Source organism: uncultured Brevundimonas sp. (assembly GCF_963977465.1).
In the GTDB taxonomy this organism is placed as follows: domain Bacteria; phylum Pseudomonadota; class Alphaproteobacteria; order Caulobacterales; family Caulobacteraceae; genus Brevundimonas.
The window spans coordinates 97,514-119,628 of record NZ_CAXBOQ010000001.1 but is presented as its reverse complement, the minus strand read 5'-3'; the positions used below and the strand labels follow the sequence as shown (position 1 = coordinate 119,628).

At 67.4% G+C, this 22,115-nt stretch carries 26 protein-coding genes; 20 read left to right on the top strand and 6 right to left on the bottom strand.

From position 1 onward, the window contains the following. Positions 1 to 59 precede the first annotated feature (59 nt). Both AAC067_RS00605 and AAC067_RS00600 read right to left on the bottom strand, forming a co-directional pair. Positions 60 to 1,388, bottom strand: coding sequence for an ATP-binding protein (locus AAC067_RS00605; protein ID WP_008261954.1), 1,329 nt, complete (start codon positions 1,386 to 1,388; stop codon positions 60 to 62). Further along, positions 1,385 to 2,038 (bottom strand): response regulator transcription factor, encoded by a 654-nt coding sequence (locus tag AAC067_RS00600; protein ID WP_008264155.1) that lies wholly within the window; start codon positions 2,036 to 2,038, stop codon positions 1,385 to 1,387. Before AAC067_RS00600 ends, AAC067_RS00605 begins: the two co-directional genes overlap by 4 nt. 62 nt (positions 2,039 to 2,100) lie before the next feature. Between AAC067_RS00600 and dsbD the strand changes: the two genes are divergently transcribed. The 10 genes from dsbD (at position 2,101) to AAC067_RS00550 (ending at position 12,116) form a co-directional block, all read left to right on the top strand. Beyond that, positions 2,101 to 3,993, top strand: coding sequence for a protein-disulfide reductase DsbD (gene dsbD, locus AAC067_RS00595; protein ID WP_339928506.1), 1,893 nt, complete (start codon positions 2,101 to 2,103; stop codon positions 3,991 to 3,993). Next, the gene (locus tag AAC067_RS00590) at positions 3,990 to 4,784 is read left to right on the top strand and encodes a TlpA disulfide reductase family protein (protein ID WP_228184665.1); all 795 of its coding nucleotides are present in this window, start codon (positions 3,990 to 3,992) and stop codon (positions 4,782 to 4,784) included. Before dsbD ends, AAC067_RS00590 begins: the two co-directional genes overlap by 4 nt. Positions 4,785 to 4,806: 22 nt before the next feature. Further along, positions 4,807 to 5,481 (top strand): DsbA family protein, encoded by a 675-nt coding sequence (locus AAC067_RS00585; RefSeq protein ID WP_339928504.1) that lies wholly within the window; start codon positions 4,807 to 4,809, stop codon positions 5,479 to 5,481. Positions 5,482 to 5,489: 8 nt separating this feature from the next. Next, a complete protein-coding gene (locus AAC067_RS00580) occupies positions 5,490 to 6,917 on the top strand; it encodes a bifunctional metallophosphatase/5'-nucleotidase (protein WP_228184663.1) in 1,428 nt (475 codons plus the stop codon). Positions 6,918 to 6,928: 11 nt separating this feature from the next. Next, positions 6,929 to 7,546: a class I SAM-dependent methyltransferase gene (locus AAC067_RS00575; RefSeq protein WP_040349367.1), complete on the top strand. Its 618-nt coding sequence runs from the start codon at positions 6,929 to 6,931 to the stop codon at positions 7,544 to 7,546. Positions 7,547 to 7,575: 29 nt separating this feature from the next. Further along, entirely contained in the window at positions 7,576 to 8,100 is a 525-nt protein-coding gene (locus AAC067_RS00570; protein ID WP_008262231.1) for a DsrE family protein, read from the top strand. A 99-nt stretch (positions 8,101 to 8,199) separates the two neighbouring features. Beyond that, positions 8,200 to 8,850, top strand: coding sequence for a peroxiredoxin (locus tag AAC067_RS00565; RefSeq protein WP_040349365.1), 651 nt, complete (start codon positions 8,200 to 8,202; stop codon positions 8,848 to 8,850). Between the two features lie 64 nt (positions 8,851 to 8,914). After that, the gene (locus tag AAC067_RS00560) at positions 8,915 to 9,814 is read left to right on the top strand and encodes an MBL fold metallo-hydrolase (RefSeq protein ID WP_008261237.1); all 900 of its coding nucleotides are present in this window, start codon (positions 8,915 to 8,917) and stop codon (positions 9,812 to 9,814) included. Further along, positions 9,814 to 10,587 carry a substrate-binding domain-containing protein gene (locus AAC067_RS00555; protein ID WP_314187973.1) on the top strand — a complete coding sequence of 258 codons (774 nt, stop codon included), beginning with the start codon at positions 9,814 to 9,816 and terminating at the stop codon, positions 10,585 to 10,587. The genes AAC067_RS00560 and AAC067_RS00555 overlap by 1 nt, the downstream gene beginning before the upstream one ends. 35 nt (positions 10,588 to 10,622) lie before the next feature. Further along, positions 10,623 to 12,116, top strand: coding sequence for a L,D-transpeptidase family protein (locus AAC067_RS00550; protein WP_339928487.1), 1,494 nt, complete (start codon positions 10,623 to 10,625; stop codon positions 12,114 to 12,116). A 3-nt stretch (positions 12,117 to 12,119) separates the two neighbouring features. Here AAC067_RS00550 and AAC067_RS00545 read toward each other — a convergent pair whose 3' ends face one another. From AAC067_RS00545 to AAC067_RS00535, 3 genes are read right to left on the bottom strand one after another with little or no spacing between them, the layout of a single operon-like run. Beyond that, on the bottom strand, positions 12,120 to 12,515 hold the full coding sequence (locus tag AAC067_RS00545; protein ID WP_008263599.1) for a cupin domain-containing protein: 396 nt from the start codon (positions 12,513 to 12,515) through the stop codon (positions 12,120 to 12,122). Positions 12,516 to 12,540: 25 nt separating this feature from the next. Then, a complete protein-coding gene (locus AAC067_RS00540; protein ID WP_008259045.1) occupies positions 12,541 to 12,960 on the bottom strand; it encodes a metalloregulator ArsR/SmtB family transcription factor in 420 nt (139 codons plus the stop codon). Beyond that, positions 12,957 to 13,616, bottom strand: a complete 660-nt coding sequence (locus AAC067_RS00535; RefSeq protein WP_292036998.1) for a peroxiredoxin — start codon at positions 13,614 to 13,616, stop codon at positions 12,957 to 12,959. The genes AAC067_RS00540 and AAC067_RS00535 overlap by 4 nt, the downstream gene beginning before the upstream one ends. A gap of 104 nt (positions 13,617 to 13,720) precedes the next feature. Between AAC067_RS00535 and AAC067_RS00530 the strand changes: the two genes are divergently transcribed. From AAC067_RS00530 to AAC067_RS00485, 10 genes are all read left to right on the top strand, one after another. Beyond that, positions 13,721 to 14,662 (top strand): MBL fold metallo-hydrolase, encoded by a 942-nt coding sequence (locus AAC067_RS00530; protein ID WP_228184659.1) that lies wholly within the window; start codon positions 13,721 to 13,723, stop codon positions 14,660 to 14,662. Positions 14,663 to 14,674: 12 nt separating this feature from the next. After that, positions 14,675 to 15,109, top strand: coding sequence for a YeeE/YedE thiosulfate transporter family protein (locus AAC067_RS00525; RefSeq protein ID WP_228184658.1), 435 nt, complete (start codon positions 14,675 to 14,677; stop codon positions 15,107 to 15,109). Beyond that, on the top strand, positions 15,106 to 15,525 hold the full coding sequence (locus tag AAC067_RS00520) for a DUF6691 family protein (RefSeq protein WP_228184657.1): 420 nt from the start codon (positions 15,106 to 15,108) through the stop codon (positions 15,523 to 15,525). Before AAC067_RS00525 ends, AAC067_RS00520 begins: the two co-directional genes overlap by 4 nt. Positions 15,526 to 15,554: 29 nt before the next feature. Then, entirely contained in the window at positions 15,555 to 15,977 is a 423-nt protein-coding gene (locus AAC067_RS00515) for a TIGR01244 family sulfur transferase (RefSeq protein WP_228184656.1), read from the top strand. After that, positions 15,974 to 17,251, top strand: coding sequence for an FAD/NAD(P)-binding oxidoreductase (locus AAC067_RS00510; protein ID WP_228184655.1), 1,278 nt, complete (start codon positions 15,974 to 15,976; stop codon positions 17,249 to 17,251). Before AAC067_RS00515 ends, AAC067_RS00510 begins: the two co-directional genes overlap by 4 nt. Positions 17,252 to 17,259: 8 nt before the next feature. Beyond that, the gene (locus AAC067_RS00505; protein WP_313040944.1) at positions 17,260 to 18,054 is read left to right on the top strand and encodes a sulfite exporter TauE/SafE family protein; all 795 of its coding nucleotides are present in this window, start codon (positions 17,260 to 17,262) and stop codon (positions 18,052 to 18,054) included. 9 nt (positions 18,055 to 18,063) lie between these two features. Further along, the gene (locus tag AAC067_RS00500) at positions 18,064 to 19,491 is read left to right on the top strand and encodes a cytochrome ubiquinol oxidase subunit I (protein WP_339928466.1); all 1,428 of its coding nucleotides are present in this window, start codon (positions 18,064 to 18,066) and stop codon (positions 19,489 to 19,491) included. Further along, a complete protein-coding gene (cydB, locus tag AAC067_RS00495; RefSeq protein WP_228184652.1) occupies positions 19,481 to 20,482 on the top strand; it encodes a cytochrome d ubiquinol oxidase subunit II in 1,002 nt (333 codons plus the stop codon). The genes AAC067_RS00500 and cydB overlap by 11 nt, the downstream gene beginning before the upstream one ends. Further along, positions 20,482 to 20,610: a hypothetical protein gene (locus AAC067_RS00490; RefSeq protein ID WP_266100426.1), complete on the top strand. Its 129-nt coding sequence runs from the start codon at positions 20,482 to 20,484 to the stop codon at positions 20,608 to 20,610. Before cydB ends, AAC067_RS00490 begins: the two co-directional genes overlap by 1 nt. Before the next feature lie 71 nt (positions 20,611 to 20,681). Next, positions 20,682 to 21,083, top strand: coding sequence for an isoprenylcysteine carboxylmethyltransferase family protein (locus AAC067_RS00485; protein WP_269220989.1), 402 nt, complete (start codon positions 20,682 to 20,684; stop codon positions 21,081 to 21,083). 521 nt (positions 21,084 to 21,604) lie between these two features. Here the strand turns inward: AAC067_RS00485 and cueR are convergent. Next, positions 21,605 to 22,060 (bottom strand): Cu(I)-responsive transcriptional regulator, encoded by a 456-nt coding sequence (gene cueR, locus AAC067_RS00480; protein WP_312596193.1) that lies wholly within the window; start codon positions 22,058 to 22,060, stop codon positions 21,605 to 21,607. Positions 22,061 to 22,115 lie beyond the last annotated feature (55 nt).

The following is a 22,115-nucleotide window of genomic DNA, read 5'->3' as shown; positions in this document are numbered from 1 at the left end:
GTTGGACTATACCGTATCATCAAACCGACAACAGACGCCACTGAAGCCGGTTGATACCGTCAGTCTCGCTTGGTCGAGTTGTTCAAAGACTCCGACGCCTGCTCCGGAATTGTCACCTCAACACGAAGACCGCCTCCTGGTGAGCGCAAGAACTGCACCTGTCCCCCATGGGCCTTCACAGTGGCGAGGACGATAGAGAGGCCCAGACCGCTCCCTCCGGAAGGGGCATTCGACGCGCGGAAAAAACGCCGTCCCAAACGATGTAGATCCGAGAAGGCCACGCCCGCTCCGTCGTCCTCGACGATCAAGTGGCCGGAAGTCGGGTCGTAACTGATCAGGATTGAAGACTTTGCGTGCGCCTGTGCGTTGGCGAGCAGATTGGCGGCCGCTGCCCCGAAGCGATCCGGATCCACATTCAGCAGGGCGTCACCTTCGACGATCGACACCCGGGAATCGCCTTCCGCTCCCGCAAACAGCGATCGGAGCGTCACCCAGCGGCGATCTTCGTCGCTAACCGGCATCTCGTCCTCGCGCGCCAGGGCGAGAAGCCCCGTGACGAGGCGGGCGGTGCGATCGACAGAGGTCTGAATCTGCTCCAACGCGCGGCTTCGAACGGCAGGGTCCGAAGACGACGCCGCAATCTGCGCCTGGACACGCAGGCCCGCCAGAGGGGTACGCAACTCGTGCGCGGCGGCGGCCGTGAACTCGGCCTCGCGACGCCGCGCTGCGCCAAGGCGAGACATCAGATCGTTCAGCGCCAGGGCGAAGGGACGGAGTTCGCGGGCGTCCGGCGATACGTCCAACGCCGTCAGGTCTTCCGCATCCCGTACCGCAAGGCTGCGGGTCATTTGTCGAATAGGGGCCAGCCCCCGCCCAACCGACCACCAGATCAGCACGCCCAGCGCCAGCAGACCGAGGACCGCCGGACCGATCAAGGCGGTGACGACATTGCCGACCAGGTGTTCGCGAACGGCCAGATTGTCCCCAACCATCACCCGAAAACCGGCGTCACGATCATGCACCGTATAGACGCGCCAGCGCTCGCCCCGGATCGTGCGCTCAGAAAATCCGTCGCCCCCTTCCGACAATCGCTCCGCAGGCGCGCTTTGGGACCGACCAATCAGATCGCCTTCCAGTGACCAGATCTGGCAGGAGAGCTGACGGTCATAGACATCGGCGGCCCCGGTGTCCGGAGCCTGGATCGCCGGGCGCACGCTGCCGGCCTGCATCAAGGACGAAACCATGCGGGCCGACTCCATCAGGCGCCGGTCCAGCACCCGTTGCACTTCGGCCCGGGTCTGGATTTCGACCCAGACGACCGCGCCGCCCCAGACCAGGGCGGTCACGAGCGCGAGAGTGACGAACAGACGCAGGCGGATCGAGCTCATTGCAGGGTGTATCCCACGCCGCGCACGGTGCGGATGAAGCCGGCGCCCAACTTGGCCCGAAGATAGTGGATGTGCACTTCCACGGCGTTGGAGCCGATCTCCTCCTGCCAGCCGTACAGGCGTTCTTCCAACTGACTGCGCGAGAGGACCTGTGCGGGCCGTTCCATCAGGGCCTCCAGGATAGCAAACTCACGTCTCGAAAGGGGCAGGTCGCCCTCTTCCCGCCAGGCCAGACGCGACTTGGGATCGATGGTCACCCCGCCGTGGCGCAAGGCGGGGGTCGAACGTCCGAGCAGGCGACGCCGCACCGCGCGCAATCGCGCGGCCAGCTCGTCGAGATCGAACGGTTTGCCGACATAATCGTCCGCGCCGGCGTCCAGACCCACTATGCGGTCCCGACTGTCATCGCGCGCCGACAAGACCACCACGCCGACATCCATGTCGCGCTCGCGAACGAAGCGCAGCACCGAGAGTCCGTCGCCGTCGGGCAGGCCCAGATCCAGCACGACCGCATCAAACGCCGAGCTTTCCAGCGCCGCGAGGGCGTCCTCGACCCGCCCAACGACCTCGACCGTCCAGCCACAGGCGCTGAGCCCGACCTGGAGGCCGTCAGCGAGAACGGGATCGTCTTCTATGGCGAGCAATCTCATGCGGTGTGACGTGCAAGCTCCGGCTTAAGCCTGACTTAAGCTCGCTTGCCGACGAGATGGCCATGAGGTTTTTCCGCCGACTACTGCCCACCGCTCTCGCCGTCCTGTCCTTCGCCCTGCCGGGTTCGGCCTTGGGTCAGGCTCCGCTTTCGCCTGACAAGGCCTTCGCCCTGACGGTGACGCGTGAGGCTGACGGCGATCTGGCCTTCGCCTGGGACATTGCGCCTGGCCATTATCTCTATCGTGACCACACCGTCGCCAGCACGCCGGGCGGGAAGGAGTCTCTGCCGCTGGAACTGGCCGCCGGCGAAACCAAGGACGACCCGGGCTTCGGCGTCGTCGACGTCTGGCACGACGCGGGTCGCGCGACCCTGTCGGCGCAGACGTTGACGCAGGCCGGCGAGCCGACGTCGGTCAACATCACCTATCAGGGCTGCCTCGAAGACTCGATCTGCTACCCGCCGATGACGCGCACCATCGACGTGCCGACCCGGCCGCAGTCCGACGTGGCCGCGCGGGAGGCCGATGCGCAGACCGCACAGGCCGCGGCCATGCTGGCGATCCAGGCGCCGGGCGCTGCACCCGCGCCCGAGAACGACGAGGGAGCGGCGGCGCCTTCGCCGGTCGCGTCATCGCCGGCGGTCACGCTGGACGCCAACCCGGGCTTCGTCGATCGCCTGGCGCTGCAGGGCGGGGCGACCTGGGTCCTGCTCGCCTTCTTCGGTTTCGGCGTGCTGCTGGCCTTCACGCCCTGCGTCTTTCCCATGTATCCGATCCTGGCCGGCGTCATCGGACGCGGCGTGGACGGGCGCGGTACGCGCCGAGGCCTGATGCTCTCGGTCGCCTATGTGCTGGGCCTTTCCATCGCCTTCGCCCTCCTGGGCGTCGCGGCCGCCTGGTCCGGACAGAACCTGCAGATGGCGCTCCAGTCGGTTTGGGCCGTCGGCGCTCTGGCTGTCGTCTTCGTCGTTCTCGCCGCCTCCATGTTCGGCGGCTTCGAGTTGCAACTGCCCTCGGCCTGGACCAGCCGCCTGTCCCGCGACGGCGGCGACGGCCGGCGGTCCCTGCCCTCAGCCGCAGGTCTGGGCTTCGTCTCCGCCCTTATCGTGGGCCCGTGCGTCACCGCGCCCCTGGCGGGCGCCCTGCTCTACATCGCCCAGACCGGCGACGTTGGGCTGGGCGCGGCGGCCCTGTTCTTCCTGGGCCTGGGCAAGGGGGCGCCCTTGATCGTGTTCGGCACGGTCGGCGCGCGCTTCCTGCCCAAGGCCGGGCCGTGGATGGACCGGGTGAAGATGCTGTTCGGCTTCATCTTCCTGGGCATGGCCTGGTGGCTGGCCAGCCGCATCCTGCCGCCGACGGCGACGCTCGCTCTCGGCGCGGCGCTGGCGCTCGGTCTGGCGGCGGCTCTCGGCCTGTTCCAGCCGCTCAGCCCGAACCTGAGAAACGGCGTCGCCCGTGTCGCCGGCCTGGCGGCCGCGACCTGGGGCCTGTTGCTGCTGGTCGGCCTCAGCCTCGGGGCGGACGACCCTTGGCGTCCGCTTGAGCCCCTGGCGCGTCCCGCTGGACTAGCAGCCGCCGCGCCGGTCGAAACCGCAGCGGTCGTGCTGGATCAGACGGCGCTGGACCGCGCCGTCGCCGATGCCGGCGCGCGCGAACGTCCCGCCCTGGTCTATTTCACCGCTGACTGGTGCGTCAGCTGCAAGGTGATCGAGCGGACGGTGTTCGAGGACCCCGCCGTCATCGCCGGCCTTTCGAACACCGACCTCATCAAGGTCGACGTCACGCGCAGCACGCCCGAGGCGCGCGCGCTTCTTGAGCGGCACGGGGCGGTCGGGCCGCCGACTATGATCTTCCTTTCGCCCTCGGCGACCGAAGCGCCGGGCAGCCGACTGATCGGAGAGATGTCGGCCCAAGATGTCGCATCCGCCTTGCAGAGCGCCGGAGCCGCCGCATGAACGCCATCACCCTGGGCCCGGTCGTACTGTCCGGCGAGCGGTTCGCCATCATCGCGGGCGTGTTCGTCTTCATGATCGGCGCCGGACTGCTGGCCAGCCGGGTCAGCCCGCGCTTCAATCTGTGGAGCACGGTTCTGGTCTTCGGCGGTCTGGCCGCCGCCCGCCTCGGTCACGTGGCGACGCACTGGGAGTATTTCGGGGCCGACCCGTGGCGAGCGCTCGCGATCTGGCAGGGCGGGTTCAGCTGGATCTGGATCGCGCCGGTCGTGATCCTGGCCACGATCCTGCTGCTGCGCACGACGCGCGAACGTGCCTGGGCCATTGCGCCTGTGCTGGCCAGCGCCCTGGTTTGGACCACCGCCCATCAGTTGGCCTCGGCGACGCAGCCCATGGCGCCGCCCGCCCTGACCCTGGCCGCGATGGACGCCCCGCCAATTGACCTCTCCGCTCCGGGCGACCGGCCCACGGTGATCAATCTCTGGGCCACATGGTGCCCGCCGTGCCGACGAGAGATGCCGGCTTTGGCCCAGGCCGAGAAAGCCCATCCGAATGTGCGCTTCCTCTTCGTCAACCAGGGCGAGGGCGAAGCCGGCGTTCGGGCCTTTCTTCAGAGCCAGGGGCTGGCCCTCGACCATGTGCTGTTCGACGAGGCCATGGCGGTGCCGCGCCACTACGGCACGGCCGGCATTCCGGTGACCCTGTTCCTCCACGCCGACGGCCGTCTGGCCAAGGCCCACATGGGGGAAATCGCCCCCGAACAGATCGCGACCGAAATCGCGCGTCTGCACTGACCCTTCGCCTCACGGAGCTTCCATGAACCGCACCTTCGCCCCTGCCCTCGCCGCCGTTCTGGCGCTCGCCGCCTGCGGCCCCGCCGACGCCGACAACGGCGGGGCGCCCGCCAATCCTTCCGCAGCCTCTGGACAGGACATGCCGGCCATCGCTCAGGTCGGATTCAACGATCTGCTGCGCGACCCAGCAGCGCCCTTCATCGGCGCCGAAAACGCCGATGTAACCATCATCGGCTTCGTCGATTACAACTGCCCCTACTGCAAGAAGATGCAGCCGGAGATCGACGGCCTGCTGAAGGCGGACCCCAAGGTGCGCGTCCTGTACAAGGACTGGCCGATCTTCGGCGACGTCTCGGAGACCGCCGCCCGGACCGCCCTCGCCGCCGGTTATCAGGGCAAATACGAGGCCGTCCATAACGCCTTCATGCTGTCGCCGTGGCGCATCGGCGACCAGGCGGACATCACGCGTCTGGTCCAGTCGGCCGGCGTGGACATGGCGCGCCTGAATCAGGACCTGGCCGATCACCGCGCAGACATCGACGCGGTGCTCGACCGAAACGGCCGAGAAGCGGCGGCCCTGGCCCTGCAGGGCACGCCCGCCTTTATCATCAACGGCAATCTGATCCCCGGCGGCATGCCCCAGGCGCAACTCGAAGCCGTGATCGGTCGTATCCGCTCCGGACAACCGCTGCGCTGAGACTGACCATGACCACCCTGACCCTGCTCCAGCTGAACGACCTGCACGGCTATCTCGAGCCGCATCCCGAACTGGTGCGCACCGAAGGCGGCTGGCGGGTCGAACGGCTGGGCGGGGTCGCCCGCATCGCCCGTCTCTTCGAAGAGGCGCGCGCCGAAGGTCCGTGCCTGACCCTGGATAACGGCGACACCTTCCATGGCACGCGGGTCGCCGTCGCGAGCCGGGGCGAGGCGCTGGTTCCGATCATGAACGCCCTGAAGATCGACGCCATGACGGCGCACTGGGAGTTCGCCTATGGCCCGGCGGGGTTCAAGGCTTTGGCGGCGCGACTGGAGTATCCCGTCCTGGCCGCCAATGTCTTTCGCAAAGATGACGGCGCGCCGGTGTTCGACGGGCGATGGGTGTTCGAGCGCGGCGGTCTGAGGATCGGCGTGATCGGCCTGGCCTGCCCTATCGTCGACAAAACCATGCCCCCCGCCTTCTCTGAAGGCGTGCGGTTTGAAATGGGTGTGGCCGAAGCCCGGGAGCAACTGCACCAGCTCCGCGAGGAGAAGGTCGATCTGGTCGTCCTGCTGTCCCACCTGGGCTTTCCGCAGGATCTCAAGCTGGCCGCCGAGACGCCGGGCGTCGACGTGATCCTGAGCGGCCACACCCATAACCGCCTGCACGAGCCGGCCCGCGTCGGCGACACCCTGATCATTCAGTCCGGCTGCCACGGCGCCTATATCGGCCGGCTGGACCTGGAGATCGCAGACGGCCGCGTGTCCCTGCGCCGCCATCGGCTCATAGCCGTGGACGCTGGCCCCCAAGACGATCAAGTCGCCGGCTTGGTGGAGACGGCCCTGGCTCCCGAGCGGGAACGTCTGGCGCGCGTCATCGCCCGCACGGCCATCCCCCTTCACCGCTACGCCATGGCCAGCGCGCCGATGGACGACGTCCTGCTGGCGGCTGCGGCGCAGGCGGCGGGCGTGGACATCGCCTTCTCGAACGGCTGGCGATACGGCGCGCCCGTCGCACCGGGCCCGGTCACTCTGGGCGACCTCTACAATATGGCGCCGATGAACCCGCCCATCTCGCGCACGACGCTGACCGGAGCCGAGTTGAAGGCGATGCTGGAAGAGAATCTTGAGCGCACCTTCGCCGCCGACCCCTACGCGCAGATGGGCGGCTACATCAAACGCTGCCGGGGCCTCACGGCCTTTGTGAAGCTGGAGAATCCCAAGGGGCAGCGCCTTGATCGCCTGCTGGTCGGGGACCGCCCTGTCGAGCCGGAGGCGGACTATCCGGTGGCCTTCGTCACCGCCCAGGGGGTGCCCGAACGTTACGGGCGAGACCGCCGGACGCTCGACATCGACACTGTGGGCGCGCTTGAATCCTGGTTCGCCGACCATACGCCCGGCGAGACCGATCTGCCTGCGAGCGTCCTCATCATATGAAGGAACACCTTATGGACTCCGTCGCCGCCCGCGACTTCTGGAACAGCCGCTATGACCGCCAGGACTATCTGTTCGGCGAGACGCCCAACGCCTTTCTGGCCGCTCAGATCGCGCGGCTCCAGCCCGGCATGACCGCTCTGGCGGTCGCCGATGGCGAGGGGCGAAACGGCGTGTGGCTCGCCGAACAGGGTCTGGCCGTCACCACCACGGATATCGCCCCACGCGCGATCGAGAAGGCCCTCGCCCTGGCCGAGCGACGCGGGGTCACACTGGACGCTCAGGTGGCGGACCTCGAGACCTGGGCCTGGCCGCAGGACGCCTTCGACGTCGTGGTCGCCGTCTTCATTCAGTTCGCCCCGCCTCCCCTGCGCGACCGAATTTTCGAGCGTATGAAGGCGGCCGTGAAGCCTGGCGGCCTGATCCTGCTGCAGGGCTATCGGCCGGAACAGATCGCCTATGGAACGGGCGGCCCGGGGCAGGTCGAGAACCTCTACACCGAGGCGCTGCTCCGCGACGCCTTCGCCGACTTCGACATCCTGCATCTGAATAGCCACGACAGCGACGTCTCCGAAGGCGCCGGCCATAGCGGCCGGTCCGCCCTGATCGATCTCGTCGCCCGCCGTCCCTGACCCCCAGCGCCCGCACACCGGAACCCGCCATGAAAACCCTCCTCCTCGCCCTGTCCCTGGCCGCCTCCCTGGCGGCCTCCCCAAGCTTCGCCCAGGCTGTCTCTGGCTTCGGCGGCTTCAAGCCCCTGCCCGAGGCCGGCGAACAGGCGGATCCGTCGCGCGTCTATCGGGTCATCTTCGACGTCTCCCAGGGCGGTCCGGACGACAGGCCGCTGAAGGGGCTGGATCGCGTTGCGCGGCTGGCGAATATGCTGGCGGCGGGCGGCGTGGACGCCGACCAGCGTCAGATCGTCGTCGTGTTACACGGCGCAGCCACCCCTGCGGTCCTGTCAGACGCCGCCTGGGCCGCGCGAGGCAAGGGCGACGCCAATCCCAACAGCGCCCTGATCCGCAGCCTCATCGCCGCCGGCGTCCAGGTTCGGCTGTGCGGCCAGGCCATGGCGGGGAACGGCATCGCGCAAGCCGACCTCGAACCGGGCGTGAGCGTCGATCTCGCCGCCCTGATGACGGTCATCCACCACCAGCAGGCTGGATATGCCCTGGTTGTGAACTGACGGCTCGGCATAGACGGAACCTTCCCTGGCCATAAGAACTATTATTTTGTGTAAGTGTGTATGTAAGTGTTCAATGGGGCGTCTGAAGGAGACATCGACATGACCGGACTGCCCCGCCTCAACGAACCCGCCCCCGACTTTCACGCCCGCACCACGCACGGGGATCGCAGCCTGGCCGATTACCGCGGCAGATGGCTGATCCTCTTCTCCCATCCGTCGGACTTCACCCCGGTCTGCACGACCGAGTTCATCGGCTTCGCCAAGCACGCGGATGAGTTCGCCGCCATGAACTGCGAGCTCCTGGGGCTCTCCATCGACAGCATCTTCTCGCACCTGGCCTGGACCCGGAACATCAAGGAGAAGTTCGGCGTCCAAATCCCTTTCCCCATCATCGAGGATCTGAAGATGGAGGTGGCCCAGGCCTACGGGATGATCCACCCCGGGGCGGCCGACACCTCGGCTGTTCGCGCCACCTTCCTGATCGATCCGGAAGGCAAGCTGCGCGCCATGGTCTACTATCCCATGAGCAATGGCCGCAGCATCGAAGAGTTCGTTCGGCTGCTCACCGCGCTCCAGGCGTCCGACGCCAACGGGGTCGCGACGCCTGAGAACTGGCGCCCTGGCCAACCGGCTATCGTCCCTCCGCCCAAGACCGCCGAGGCGGCCGAGGCTCGCGCTTCCGAGGGTTACGTCTACACCGACTGGTATTTCTCGACGCGCGACCTCCCCGACGCCCCGAAAGCCGCCTGATCGGACGCTGGCCGGACCGCGCAAGCGGTCCGGCCCTTTTCTTCGCAAACCAAACGGAGCCATCATGCAGATCATCGACCACGGCGGAGCGCGCATCGCGGCGCTCCACGACAAGAAGACCGGCAGTTGGCAATATGTCGTCTCCGACCCGGTCAGCCGCAAATGCGCGATCATCGATCCGGTCTGGGATTTCGACGAGAAGGCGGCGGCGACCTCGACCCGCAACGCCGACGCCATCCTGGACTACGTCAAGGCGGAAGGCCTGACGGTCGAATGGCTGCTGGACACCCATCCACACGCCGATCACTTTTCGGCCGCGCCCTATCTCAACGAGAAGCTGGAGGCTCCAACCGCCATCGGCGAGAAGGTCATCGGCGTCCAGAGGTTGTGGAAGGACATTTACGGCCTGGACGACGAATTCCCGACCGACGGTCGCCAGTGGGACCGTCTCTTCCAGGCCGGTGATACGTTTGCTGTCGGCGACCTGACGGGGCGGGTCATCTTCTCCCCAGGCCACACCCTGGCGTCCATTACCTATGTGATCGGCGGCAACGCCTTCGTCCACGACACCCTGATGATGCCCTATGCCGGCACCTCGCGCGCCGACTTTCCGGGCGGCGACTCCAAGGCCCTCTACCGAAGCATCCAGGACATCCTGGCCCTGCCCGAGGAGACCGGCGTCTTCGTCGGCCACGACTACGGTCCCGATGGCCGCGAGCCCGCCTGCTTCAGCACCGTGAGAGAGCAGAAGGCGGACAACATCCATGTCGGCGGCGGACGCGGAGAGGCGGATTTCGTGCGGCTTCGCGACGGCCGGGATGCCACCCTTCCCCTGCCGAACCTGATGCTCTACGCGCTTCAGGTGAACATCCGCGGCGGAGTGCTGCCGCCACCCGCCGAGGACGGCCGCATCTATTTCAAGATCCCCGCCAATCACTTCGCCCCGCCCCAGGAGAACTCTTGATGCGTCTGTCCACACTGGCGTTGGCCGCCCTATTGAGCGCAACGGCCCTGGCCGCCCACGCCCAGACGCCCGCCGATCCTCTTCATGTCTACGGCCCGGGCGGCCCCGCCCCCGCCATGCGCGAAGCGGCGAAGGCCTATGAGGCGCGCACCGGTCGCGCCGTGGCCGTGGTCGCCGGACCCACGCCCCAATGGCTGGACCAGGCCAAGGCGGACGGCGACCTGATCTTCTCCGGCTCCGAGACGATGATGACCGACTTCGTCAGCGCTCTGGAGGGCCGCATCCGCGCCGAGGCGGTCGAGCCGCTCTATCTGCGCACCGCCTCCATTCTCGTTCGCCCGGGAAATCCGAACGGCGTCGGCGGCCTGGAAGATCTCTTCCAGCCGGGTCGCCGAGTCCTGGTCGTCAACGGCGCGGGCCAGAACGGCCTGTGGGAGGACATGGCCGGTCGCACCGGCGACATCGCCAAGGTGCGCGCGCTGCGTCGCAACATCGTCGTCTACGCCCGCAACAGCGCCGAGGCCCGACAAGCCTGGATCGACGACCCGACGCTGGACGCCTGGATCATCTGGGGCATCTGGCAGGTCGCCAATCCGGACCTCGCTGATGTGGTCGAGGTCGAAGAGCCCTATCGCATCTACCGCGACGCCGGCGCCGTTGTGACCGAGACCGGCCGCCAGGACGCCGACGCCCAGCCGTTCCTCGAATTTTTGAAGTCCGACGAGGGGGCCGCCATCTTCGCGCGTTGGGGCTGGCGGACCGGCCAACCTTAAGCCTGCCTTAAGGTGAACCCCGCGGTGTCGGCGGCATGGCCAACCGTCGCTCCTTTACCTTGAACCGCCGACACCTGCTCGCGGCGGCCGCAGCGCCGCTCTGGCTCTCGACGACCGCGCGAGCCGTATCGGCGCCCGCCGCGTTGAACATCACCGCCCTGACCGCAGCCTTCTACGCCGCCCGCGGCGGACGCCCTGCCTGGGCGGGGCCAGCGCGCCGGCAAGCCATGGACGCCTTGGCCCTGGCGGACCGCCACGGTCTATCCGCGCCCGACGGTCTGGCCCTAAGTGAAGCCGAACTGACCCAGGCCGTCCTGACCCTGGCCGAGGCGCTCGCCCATGGCCGGGTCGACCCGGCATCGGTGGAGACGCTTTGGGAGATGGGTCGCAACCAGGTCGATACGCCGCCGCTGCTGGCGACGGCGGTCGACGACGGAACGTTGGCCGAGACGATGGCGGGCCTCGCGCCCCAGGACCGCGGCTATCAGGGCTTGTGCGACGGCTTCCTCCGCTATCGCGCCATCGCCGACCGCGGCGGCTGGCCGCCCTTCGCCCTGGGCGCGACGATCGAACCGTTTGCGTCCGACCCCCGTCTTCCCGCCCTCCTGCCGCGCCTTCGGGTGGAAGGCGATCTGAGCGACGCCGCCGCCGCGATGATCGGCCCGTCTGGCGGTGACTACGGGTCGGTGCTGCAAGAAGCCGTTCGGGCGTTTCAGGTGCGCCACGGTCTGGAGGCAGACGCCCGCATCGGCCCGGCGACCCAGCGGGCGCTGTCGATTTCGGCCGAGGCCCGTGCCCGCCAGATCGCGCTCAATCTGGAACGCCGCCGTTGGCTGAAGCGGGACGTGGCCCCGGAACGGATCGAGGTGAACACCGCCGCCTCCATCATGGTCTACTGGAAGGACGGTCGGCCCGTGCATTCGATGCGGGTCGTGACGGGTGACGCCGACAATGCGACGCCCAGCCTCGAACGGCCCTTCGCCTCGGTCGTCGCTAATCCGCCCTGGACGGTGCCGACCTCCATCGCCCAGCGCGAGATCCTGCCGCGTGGCGCCGGCTATATGCGGGCGAACAACATGACGATCCAGAACGGCATGGTGGTTCAGCGCGCGGGTCCGAATGCCGCCCTGGGCCAGGTCAAGTTCGAGCTTCAGGACAGCTACGCCATCTTCCTGCACGACACCCCGTCTCGGGGCGCGTTCGACCAGAGCTTCCGCCATCTCAGTCACGGCTGCGTGCGGGTGCAGGACGCCGTCGGCTTCGCCCGCCTTCTCCTGGCGCCCGACCCCGAGAGGCTCGCCCGCTTCGACGCCGCGCTGGACAGCGGCCAGACCGTCCGTGTGGCGACCGGTCGGCCGATCGACGTGCGCCTACTGTACTGGACCGCGTTCCTGGACGGCCAGGGCCGCGTCGCCTTTCGCGATGACATCTATCGTCGCGACACCCGTCTGGCGGAGGCGTTGGGCATCGCCCTGCACCTGCCGCGGCCCGACGACCGGCGCGCCGATGCGGACGACGTCGGCCCCTGACGGCTATTCGGTCGTGCGGCCGTCGAAGTGCTCGTGGTCGGCGGAGGCCTCTTCCACCGTCGCGTGAACCGTCCCGTCGAGATGCTCCGGCGGGCCATAGAGGGTGTAGAGCCGAAGCGGCTCGGACCCCGTGCTGACCACATTGTGCCGGGCGCCCTGAGGGACGATGACCCCGTCGTCCGCCTTCACGGCGTGACGAACGCCATCGATCCAGATTTCGCCCTCGCCCGCCTCGATGCGGAAGAACTGGTCGCGGTCGTCGTGGACCTCTTCGCCGATCTCCTGACCGGCCGGAATGGCCATGAGGACGAGCTGCAGATTGTGGCCGGTGTAGAGAACACGGCGAAAGTCTGTGTTCTCTTCCGTCAGACGTTCGATATTGTCGATGAAGCCCTTCACGAGAGTCTCCTGTGCGGGTTGGCCGTCAGCGACGTGCGACGGCGGTGATGCGCGCGAACTGAGCCGTGTCGCCGCGCGCCGGCGTCGATGGGCGGGGCGCCGGGGCGGCGACGCGGGCGCCGACCGCCTTCGCATCGCCGCAGAAGATTTCGTACAGCATGCCCATCACCGCCTGGGCCCGCTCGTCGGCGATCGAATAGAAGATCGAGCGCGACTGACGACGCGTCTTGACCAGACCGTACTGGCGCAGCTCAGCCAGCTGCTGGGACAGAGCCGGCTGTTTGATGCCCAGGTCCGCCTCGAGCTGCCCCACCGAACGTTCCTCCTCGGCGATATGGCACAGGATCAGCAGCCGGTTGGCGTTGGCCAGCTGGCGCAACAGCTCTGCGGCCTCCGGCGCCTTTTCCTTCAACCGCTCCATGGCGGCCGCTTGATCGTCGGTCATGCGCGGCGCTCGCGATAGTACCAGGGCGCATCGCCTTCACCGTCGGCGATGGCGGCGTCCAGGGTGGTGGCGGCCGGCTCCAGCAGAGCGTCGCCGGGCATCCAGCCCGCCGGCGTGGAGGCCGCCTCGCGGTCCGAGGTCTGCAGGGCGGTGACGAGACGTAGCAGTTCATCAACCGAGCGGCCGATGTTCATCGGGTACCAGCTGATGGCGCGCACCACGCCTTCGGGATCGATCACGAAGGTGGCGCGCACCGTCGCGCTGTCGCTCGAGCCGGCGTCCACCATGCCGAAGGCGTGGCCGATGGCCATGGAGGGATCCTCGATGATCGGGAACGGCACCTTCACGCCGAAGCGGCGATAAATGTCCTTCAGCCAGGCCAGGTGCGAATACAGACTGTCGACCGACAGGGCCATCAAATCGCAATCGATCGCCGCGAAGGCGTCCGACTGCCGGGCCAGGGCCACGAACTCGCTGGTGCAGACCGGCGTGAAGTCCGCCGGATGCGAGAACAGCACCAGCCAGCGGCCGCGATAGTCGCTCAGGCGCTTTTCGCCCTGCGTCGTGCGCGCGCTGAAGTCCGGCGCCGTGTCGTTGATGCGCAGGGCGCGCATTGCGGGGGGATAGGCGGCTGGCCCGGTGTCGATCGTTTCCATAGCCGCAAGCTAAGCGCTTCCCACCGTTTCCGCTACATTAAAATACATACTTGCACGAACCATGAATGGGTATATGTGTTGAGTCACCGAAACGGAGACACGCCATGTCCTCGCCCATCCCCGATCCCGCCCGCGACCACGCCGCCGACATCGTGCGCGCCGCGCTGGGCAATCCTCGCCAACGCCCTGTCGTCAGGTCATTCTTCGACGAGGCCACCTTCACCGTCAGCCATGTCGTGCGCGATCCCGGCTCCGACGTCTGCGCCATCATCGACAGTGTGCTGGACTACGATCCAGCGTCCGGCCGCACCGCGCACGACTCGGCCGACGCCCTCATTGATTACGTGAAATCCGAAGGTCTCACGGTCCAGTGGCTGTTGGAGACCCACGCCCACGCCGATCACCTGTCGGCGGCCCCCTATCTCCAGGAAAAGCTCGGAGGGCAGCTAGCCATCGGCCATGAGATCCTCACCGTCCAGGCGGTGTTCGGCAAGATCTTCAACGAAGGGACCGACTTCCGCCGCGACGGCAGCCAGTTCGACCATCTGTTCAACGACGGCGACGGGTTCGAGATCGGCGGGCTGAAGGCCACGGTGCTGCATGTGCCCGGCCATACCCCTGCCTGTCTGGCCTATGTCATCGGCGACGCTGTCTTTCCCGGCGACACCATGTTCATGCCCGACTACGGCACGGCGCGCTGCGACTTCCCCGGCGGCGACGCCGGGACCCTGTACCGCTCGATCCATCGCCTGACCTCCCTGCCGGACGAGGCGCGGGTCTTCCTGTGCCACGACTACAAGGCGCCGCCGGGCCGGACCGAGTTCGCCTGGGAGACCACCATCGGCGCCCAGCGCACTGGCAACATCCATATTCGCGACGGCGTCAGCGAGGACGAGTTCGTCGCCATGCGCACCCAGCGCGACGCGACCCTGCCGATGCCCAAGCTGATCCTGCCGTCGGTCCAGGTGAACATGAACGGCGGCCGCCCGCCCGAGCCCGAGGACAACGGGGTGCGCTACCTCAAGGTCCCGCTGAACGCGCTGTGAGGCGAGACCCTAATGCTTGAGCCCCTCCCCTTCGTCTGGCCCCTGGCCGGCGGCCTGCTGGTCGGCCTGTCCGCCGGTCTCTACCTGTTGCTGAACGGGCGCGTGGCCGGAATCTCCGGCCTGACCGCTGCGGCGACCGGCCTGTCGAAAGGCGCGCCGCGTACCCTGGCCCTGCTTTTCATCGCCGGCCTGCTGGGCGGCGCGGCCTTGGCCTCGGCGCTGATCCGCAGGCCCGAGGTGCAGATCACCTCGGACATCTGGCTGCTGGTGCTCGGCGGCCTGATCGTCGGCTTCGGCACCCGCTGGGGCTCGGGCTGCACCAGCGGCCACGGCGTCTGCGGCCTGGCCCGCCTGTCGCCCCGCTCCATCGTCGCCACCGGCGTCTTCATGGCGGTTGCGGCCCTGACCGTCTTCGTCACCCGCCACCTGTTGGGAGGCCTGGCATGAACCGGCTGATCGTCGCCGTCCTGTGCGGCCTGCTGTTCGGCGCCGGCATGGTGGTGTCCGACATGATCAACCCGGCCCGCGTCCTGGCCTTCCTGGATGTAACGGGCGCCTGGGACCCCTCGCTGGCCTTCGTCATGGGCGGAGCGCTGATCCCCTCCGCCATCGCCTATCTGATCCGCCGGCGCATGGATGCTCCGGTCGCGGCCGAGACCTTTCACGTCCCCGAGAGCCGGACCATCGACACCCCCCTGGTCGGCGGGGCCGTCCTGTTCGGCCTGGGCTGGGGGCTGGTCGGCCTGTGCCCCGGCCCGGCGCTGGCGGCCCTGACGACCGGCGCCTGGCAGGCCTTCGTCTTCGTCGGCGCCCTCGTGGCCGGCATGGCGCTGTTCCGCCTGACGCTCGACCGAAACGCCTGAACCAGAAAAGACCCTAGGGAGACAATGCCATGGATATCCGCCCCCTGGACGAGGCCCTATCCGCCTCGCCCCAGATCGCCCCGGAAGACCTGCCCGCCATCGCGGCCCAGGGTTTCCGGTCGGTGATCTCCAACCGACCCGACGGCGAGGAGCCCGGCCAGCCCACCGCCGAGGCTCTGCGCCAGGCCGCCGAGGCCGCCGGCCTCGCCTTCGCCCACGTTCCCGTGGTCGGCGGCGCCATCTCCGACCAGGACGTGGCGGATTTCCGCGAGGCTCTGGCTGACCTGCCCCAGCCCGTGTTCGGTTTCTGCCGCACCGGCACGCGCACGACCATCCTGTGGGCGCTCACGAACGCCGCCTCGGAGAGCCCAGATCATCTGATCGCCCGCGCCAAGACCGCAGGCTACGACCTCGGCGCCCTGCGTCCCCGTCTTGAAGGAGCCGCGTCATGAGCGCCCAATACGCGCCCCTGGAGTCCTGCGATGTCCTGATCGTCGGCGGCGGATCCGCCGGCATCGCCACGGCCGCCAGCCTCCTGCGCCGCCGCACGGGCCTCGACGTCCGCATCATCGAGCCGTCCGAACATCACTATTATCAGCCCGGCTGGACCATGGTGGGCGCCGGCGTCTTCACGCCCGAGCGGACCCGGCGCCGCACCGAGGATCTGATCCCCCAAGGCGCCCAGTGGGTGCGGGGTTCGGTCGCGGCTTTCGACCCCATCCACGATCGCGTCGAACTGACCGACGGCCGCTGGATCGGCTATCGCATGCTGGTCGCGGCGCCGGGACTGAAGCTGGACTGGGGCGCCATTCCGGGCCTGGCGGAAACGCTCGGGCGCAACAACGTCACCTCCAACTACGGCTATGAGACCGCGCCCTACACCTGGAAGCTGGTGCAGGCGATGCAGAGCGGCCGGGCGATCTTCACCCAGCCGCCCATGCCGATCAAATGCGCCGGCGCCCCGCAGAAGGCCATGTATCTGTCGGCCGATCACTGGCGCGACCACGGCCGAAACGACATCGAGATCGAATTCCACAACGCCGGGCCCGTGCTCTTCGGGGTCAAGGACTACGTCCCGGCCCTGATGGAATATGTCCGCAAATACCGCATCGACCTGAACTTCGGATCGAAACTGGTCGCGGTAGATGGTCCTGCCAGGACGGCGACCTTCGCCGTGACGAACGCGGACGGCGAGGTCAGTCAGGTTCGACGCGAGTTCGACTTCCTGCACGTCTGCCCGCCGCAGACCGCGCCGGACTTCATTCGCGAAAGTCCGCTGGCCGCCGAAAGCGGCTGGATCGAGGTGGATGACGCCACCTTGCGTCACAAGCGGTTCGAAAACGTCTTCGGTCTGGGCGACGCCTGCTCGGCGCCCAACGCCAAGACCGCTGCGGCCGCCCGCAAACAGGCGCCCGTGGTGGCCGAGAACATCCTGTCGCTGCTGGACGGCCAGCCGATTCGGGCGATCTATGACGGCTATGGCTCATGTCCGCTCACGGTCGAGCGCGGCAAGATCGTGCTGGCCGAGTTCGGCTATGGCGGCAAGCTCCTGCCCAGCTTCCCGAAATGGATGCTCGACGGGACGAAGCCGACCCGTCTGGCCTGGCATCTGAAGGCCCAGGCCCTGCCCGAAATCTACTGGCTTGGGATGTTGCGCGGTCGCGAATGGCTGGCCGGCCCCCACCACATCGAACCCGCCCCCCAGCTTCGCCCTGCTGTCGCCTGAGCCTGATCATGGACCTGTCTCCGCTGCAGTACGGCCTCGGCGCCGGCGCCGGCTCGCTCGTCGGCTTCACCCTGGGCCTGGTCGGCGGCGGCGGGTCCATCCTGGCCGTGCCGCTGATCGTCTATCTGGTCGGGGTCAAGGAGCCGCATCTGGCGATCGGCACCAGCGCCTTCGCCGTGGCCGCCAACGCCTTCGCCAATGTGATCAATCATGCCCGCCACGGCACGGTGAAATGGAAAATCGCCAGTCTGTTCGCGGTCGCCGGGGTGCTCGGAGCCTTTCTGGGTTCGAGCCTGGGCAAGGCCGTGGACGGTCAGAAGCTGCTGGCCCTGTTCGCCGTCCTGATGCTGATCGTGGGCGTACTGATGTTGCGGGGCCGTTCCGCCGGCGGCGACCCGAACGTCCAGCTTGATCGCCGCAATGCACCCAAGCTCGTCGGAGCCGGCGCCCTGACAGGGATCATGTCCGGCTTCTTCGGCATCGGCGGCGGCTTCCTGATCGTCCCTGGCCTGATGGTCTCGACCCGCATGCCCATCTACTATGCGGTCGGCTCGTCGTTGGTCGGCGTCACCGCCTTCGGCCTCACCACCGCGTTCAACTACGCCCTGGACGGCTGGGTTGACTGGCCCCTGGCGGCCGTCTTCATCGGCGGCGGGGTGTTGGGCGGTCTGGTCGGCGCACGGCTCGCGAAAGCCCTGTCGGGACAAAAAGGCCTATTGAACACAGTGTTCGCCGGGCTGATCTTCGTCGTCGCCTTCTATATGCTTTATCGCAGCGCCGGCGCGCTCGGCCTGATCGGGTGAGACCACACCATGGAACTTGACGCCCTGATCCTGGCGCGGATGCAGTTCGCCTTCACCGTCGCCTTCCACATCGTCTTTCCGGCCTTCTCCATCGGCCTGGCTAGCTATCTGGCCGTGCTGGAGGCCATGTGGCTGAAGACGGGGCGAGACCTCTATCTGAACCTGTTCAAATACTGGCTGAAGATCTTCGCCGTGGCCTTCGGCATGGGCGTCGTCTCAGGTCTGGTCATGTCCTACCAGTTCGGCACCAACTGGTCGGTCTTCTCCGACAAGGCCGGACCGGTCATCGGCCCCTTGATGGCCTATGAGGTGCTCAGCGCCTTCTTCCTGGAGGCGGGTTTCCTGGGCGTCATGCTGTTCGGCCTGAACCGCGTCGGCAAGAAGCTGCACTTCGTGGCCACCCTGATGGTCGCGATCGGCACCTTCGCCTCGGCCTTCTGGATCCTGTCGGTGAACAGCTGGATGCAGACGCCGCAAGGCTACGCCATCAACGAGGTCGGCCAGTTCGTACCGGCCGACTGGTTCAAGATCGTCTTCAATCCCTCCTTCCCCTATCGCCTCGCCCACATGCTGCTGGCGGCCTATCTGACCACCGGCCTCGTGGTCGGCGCAGTCGGGGCCTGGCACCTGATGAAGGAGCGGACCAACAAGGGCGCGCGCAAGATGTTCGCCATGGCCATGGGCATGATCCTGGTCGCCGCCCCGGTCCAGATTTTCATCGGCGACATGCACGGGCTGAACACCCTGGAGCATCAGCCCGCCAAGGTCATGGCGATGGAAGGCCATTTCGAAAGCCACCCGGACGGCGCGCCGCTGATCCTGTTCGGCCTGCCCGACCGCGAGGCCGCCACCGTCCACGGTGCGGTCGAGATCCCCAAGCTGTCGTCGCTGATCCTGAAGCACGATCCGAACGCGCCCCTGGCCGGTCTCGACACCATCGCCCGCGCCGACTGGCCGCCGGTGGAGATCGTCTTCTGGTCCTTCCGCGTCATGGTCGGGCTGGGCATGGCCATGCTGCTTCTGGGGCTCTGGGGGCTATATGCTCGCCTGCGCAAACGCCTCTACGATGCGCCCTGGCTGCACCGCTTCGCCCTGGTCATGGGGCCGATGGGCTTCGTCGCCGTGCTGGCCGGCTGGATCACCACCGAGGTCGGCCGTCAGCCCTGGACCGTCTACGGCCTGTTGCGCACCGCCGACAGCGCCGCGCCCTTGGCCGCGCCTGCCGTCGCAACCTCCTTGGCCGCCTTCGCTGTGGTCTATTTCACCGTCTTCGGCGCCGGGGTCTTCTACATCCTGCGTCTGATGAGCCATGCGCCCCACCGCGACGAGCCGGGCGTGGCGGAAACCCCGATCCGCACGGCGGGCATCACCCCCGCCCCCGCCATCGACCCCGACCGCCCCATCCCGACCGGCGAGGAGACCGATGATGAACATTGATCTGACCCTGGTCTGGGCCGGGCTGCTGGCCTTCGCCGTCTTCGCCTATATCGTCATGGACGGGTTCGACCTGGGCGTCGGCATCCTGTTCCCGACGCTGAAGGCCGGCGATCAGCGCGACAAGGCGATGAACTCGATCGCCCCGGTGTGGGACGGCAACGAGACCTGGCTGATCCTGGGCGGCGGCGGCCTGTTCGCCGCCTTTCCCCTCGCCTACGCCGTGTTGATGCCGGCGGTCTATACGCCGATCATCGCCATGCTGCTGGGCCTGGTCTTCCGCGGCGTCGCCTTCGAATATCGCTGGCGAACGGTGCGGGCCAAGCCCGTCTGGGACGTCGCCTTCTTCGGCGGCTCGCTGCTGGCCGCCTTTTCCCAGGGCGTGACCCTGGGGGCCATCCTGCAGGGGGTCGAGGTGTCGGGCCGCGCCTATGGCGGCGGCTGGTGGGACTGGCTCAGCCCCTTCAGCCTGCTAACCGGCGCCGCCGTCGTCGTCGGCTACGCCCTTCTGGGGGCCACCTGGCTGAACATGAAAACGGAGGGCGCGCTCCAGGACCACGCCCGCGCCCAGGCCTGGAAACTCGGTCCGGCGACCCTGCTGATGATCGGCGCCGTCAGCCTGGCCACGCCCTTCCTCGACGGCGAATACGCCCGGCGCTGGTTCGACTGGCCCGGCGTGCTTCTGACGGCGCAGGTGCCGTTGCTCGTTCTGATCGTCGCGGCCGCCTTCTTCTGGACCATGCGCCGCAAGCGCGAGGTCTGGCCCTTCCTGCTGTCGCTGGGCCTGTTCGCCGTCACCTTCGCGGGGCTGGGCGTCAGCGTCTTCCCCTACGCCGTGCCCGACGAGATCACCCTTTGGCAGGCCGCCGCGCCGGCCTCCAGCCAGCTGTTCATGCTGGTGGGCGCCCTGATCCTGATCCCGATCATCCTGGCCTACACCGCCTATGCCTACTGGGTGTTCCGCGGCAAGGTCGGCGACGACGGTTACCACTGATGCGTCGCAGCTCCACAAACGGACTCCGGCAGGGCCTTTGGTTCGTCGCCCTCTGGGTGCTGGGCGTGGGCGTCCTGGGCGTCGTCGCCTATCTGCTGCGCGGCGTTCTCAAGCTGGCCGGCGGGTGAGGCCGCAGGCACCGAACCGCTGGCCCTGGCCGCCGCTCATCACGGGCGGCGCTGTCCTTGTCGCGCTCCTCATGGCGCGTCTATGGGGCCCGCCCGCCCTCTTCCCCGGCGCCTTCGCCGCCGGCGGCCTCTTGGTCGGGCTCGCCCTTGGTCTGGACCTGTGGGCCATGGTGGAGATGCGGCGGCGGCGCGCCAACATCCTGCCGCACCGGGCGGCGACCGCTCTGGTCACGACCGGTCCGTTCGCCTGGAGCCGCAACCCGATCTATCTCGCTAACGGGCTGCTTCTGCTCGGCCTCGGGGGCCTGTTCGACAACGCCTGGTTCTTCGTGGCCGCCCCCGTCGCCGCCTTCGCCACCGACCGTCTCGCCATCCGGCGCGAGGAACGACACCTGGAGGCCCTCTTCGGCGCGGCGTGGTCCGTGTACGTCGGCCGGGTGCGCCGCTGGCTGGGCCGGCGGATGACGTCGTGATCCCCTTTCGCCCGGCCCACAGACGCCTCCCTATCCCGTAGCTTCGTCACTACCGTGAGGTTACGGGGCGCAGCATGTGAACCAAGCAGCTATGCTCCGCTCACTACTCCGCAATCATCTCGTCAGGGGCCGCCTTATGACTGCCCCTCACTCCCACTCGATTATCTTGTTGTTTCGTAACCATCTGATGCATTTAAGCTTTTCATCGCAAAGACTACACCAATGCCGACCAAAAAACCTCAAAAAACTAAGCGTCTTGAAAACAAACAATTTTTTGACAGTATAAATTTTCCGTGATGTCGGTATCTTTTTCTACCTATTTAGACACCTGATATTGATAATCGATGCGCCCGTGAGAAACTTTGACTCACTTGCGTTTTTAACGTCTTTTCGTGAAAGCATCTAACTCCGGCGTATCCGGTACCATAGGCATACGCCATTGACCTCACGCCCTACTCTCCGACATCGGCTGTCCACGCATGTTTTGACGGCGGTCGGAGCACGGCCGCTTCGGCAACACCTCACCGGTTAGTTGCGGCAGGTGTTTTTGGACGAGTTTTCATGTCTTCGCCATCGCGGCCCGAGATCCCCGCGCCCGAAAGGTCCGAGAGGATCGGACAGCCGGGTCGCTCGTCCCCGGCGCAACAGTGGGCGAGATCACGAAGCGTGTTGGCCATTGACTTCATCGCCGCGATCTTGGCGTCGAGATCCGCAATGTGCTTTTCGGCCACTGCCTTCACCTCCCGGCTTGGCCGTCCACGGTCTCTCCAAAGCGCAAGCAACTGACCGATCTCGCCGACGGAGAACCCCAGATCGCGGGCCCGGCGAATGAACCGCAGCTCGTTGATGTCGCGGTCGCTGAAGTCGCGATAGTTGCTGTCCGTCTGGTCCGCCGGCCGGATCAGGCCGACGGACTCGTAATAGCGGATCATCTTGGTCGAGACTCCGGTCGCCCGTGATGCTTTGCCGATGTTCATGTAGGGGTCTCCCTCAAAGCGGACGATTGGCTCTTGACCTTTCCATGATGGGAAG

Excerpts from the sequence above, each read along its gene's own strand:
- AAC067_RS00575 (WP_040349367.1), top strand. The coding sequence starts at position 6,929 with ATGGACTCCGTCGCCGCCCGCGACTTCTGGAACAGCCGCTATGACCGC.
- AAC067_RS00510 (WP_228184655.1), top strand. The coding sequence starts at position 15,974 with ATGAGCGCCCAATACGCGCCCCTGGAGTCCTGCGATGTCCTGATCGTC.
- AAC067_RS00505 (WP_313040944.1), top strand. The coding sequence starts at position 17,260 with ATGGACCTGTCTCCGCTGCAGTACGGCCTCGGCGCCGGCGCCGGCTCG.
- AAC067_RS00490 (WP_266100426.1), top strand. The coding sequence starts at position 20,482 with ATGCGTCGCAGCTCCACAAACGGACTCCGGCAGGGCCTTTGGTTCGTC.
- AAC067_RS00535 (WP_292036998.1), bottom strand. The coding sequence starts at position 13,616 with ATGGAAACGATCGACACCGGGCCAGCCGCCTATCCCCCCGCAATGCGC.
- AAC067_RS00540 (WP_008259045.1), bottom strand. The coding sequence starts at position 12,960 with ATGACCGACGATCAAGCGGCCGCCATGGAGCGGTTGAAGGAAAAGGCG.
- AAC067_RS00550 (WP_339928487.1), top strand. The coding sequence starts at position 10,623 with ATGGCCAACCGTCGCTCCTTTACCTTGAACCGCCGACACCTGCTCGCG.
- AAC067_RS00485 (WP_269220989.1), top strand. The coding sequence starts at position 20,682 with ATGGCGCGTCTATGGGGCCCGCCCGCCCTCTTCCCCGGCGCCTTCGCC.
- dsbD (WP_339928506.1), top strand. The coding sequence starts at position 2,101 with ATGAGGTTTTTCCGCCGACTACTGCCCACCGCTCTCGCCGTCCTGTCC.
- AAC067_RS00525 (WP_228184658.1), top strand. The coding sequence starts at position 14,675 with ATGCTTGAGCCCCTCCCCTTCGTCTGGCCCCTGGCCGGCGGCCTGCTG.
- AAC067_RS00570 (WP_008262231.1), top strand. The coding sequence starts at position 7,576 with ATGAAAACCCTCCTCCTCGCCCTGTCCCTGGCCGCCTCCCTGGCGGCC.
- AAC067_RS00590 (WP_228184665.1), top strand. The coding sequence starts at position 3,990 with ATGAACGCCATCACCCTGGGCCCGGTCGTACTGTCCGGCGAGCGGTTC.
- AAC067_RS00530 (WP_228184659.1), top strand. The coding sequence starts at position 13,721 with ATGTCCTCGCCCATCCCCGATCCCGCCCGCGACCACGCCGCCGACATC.
- cydB (WP_228184652.1), top strand. The coding sequence starts at position 19,481 with ATGAACATTGATCTGACCCTGGTCTGGGCCGGGCTGCTGGCCTTCGCC.
- AAC067_RS00555 (WP_314187973.1), top strand. The coding sequence starts at position 9,814 with ATGCGTCTGTCCACACTGGCGTTGGCCGCCCTATTGAGCGCAACGGCC.
- AAC067_RS00580 (WP_228184663.1), top strand. The coding sequence starts at position 5,490 with ATGACCACCCTGACCCTGCTCCAGCTGAACGACCTGCACGGCTATCTC.
- AAC067_RS00520 (WP_228184657.1), top strand. The coding sequence starts at position 15,106 with ATGAACCGGCTGATCGTCGCCGTCCTGTGCGGCCTGCTGTTCGGCGCC.
- cueR (WP_312596193.1), bottom strand. The coding sequence starts at position 22,060 with ATGAACATCGGCAAAGCATCACGGGCGACCGGAGTCTCGACCAAGATG.
- AAC067_RS00605 (WP_008261954.1), bottom strand. The coding sequence starts at position 1,388 with ATGAGCTCGATCCGCCTGCGTCTGTTCGTCACTCTCGCGCTCGTGACC.
- AAC067_RS00500 (WP_339928466.1), top strand. The coding sequence starts at position 18,064 with ATGGAACTTGACGCCCTGATCCTGGCGCGGATGCAGTTCGCCTTCACC.
- AAC067_RS00515 (WP_228184656.1), top strand. The coding sequence starts at position 15,555 with ATGGATATCCGCCCCCTGGACGAGGCCCTATCCGCCTCGCCCCAGATC.
- AAC067_RS00585 (WP_339928504.1), top strand. The coding sequence starts at position 4,807 with ATGAACCGCACCTTCGCCCCTGCCCTCGCCGCCGTTCTGGCGCTCGCC.
- AAC067_RS00600 (WP_008264155.1), bottom strand. The coding sequence starts at position 2,038 with ATGAGATTGCTCGCCATAGAAGACGATCCCGTTCTCGCTGACGGCCTC.
- AAC067_RS00560 (WP_008261237.1), top strand. The coding sequence starts at position 8,915 with ATGCAGATCATCGACCACGGCGGAGCGCGCATCGCGGCGCTCCACGAC.
- AAC067_RS00565 (WP_040349365.1), top strand. The coding sequence starts at position 8,200 with ATGACCGGACTGCCCCGCCTCAACGAACCCGCCCCCGACTTTCACGCC.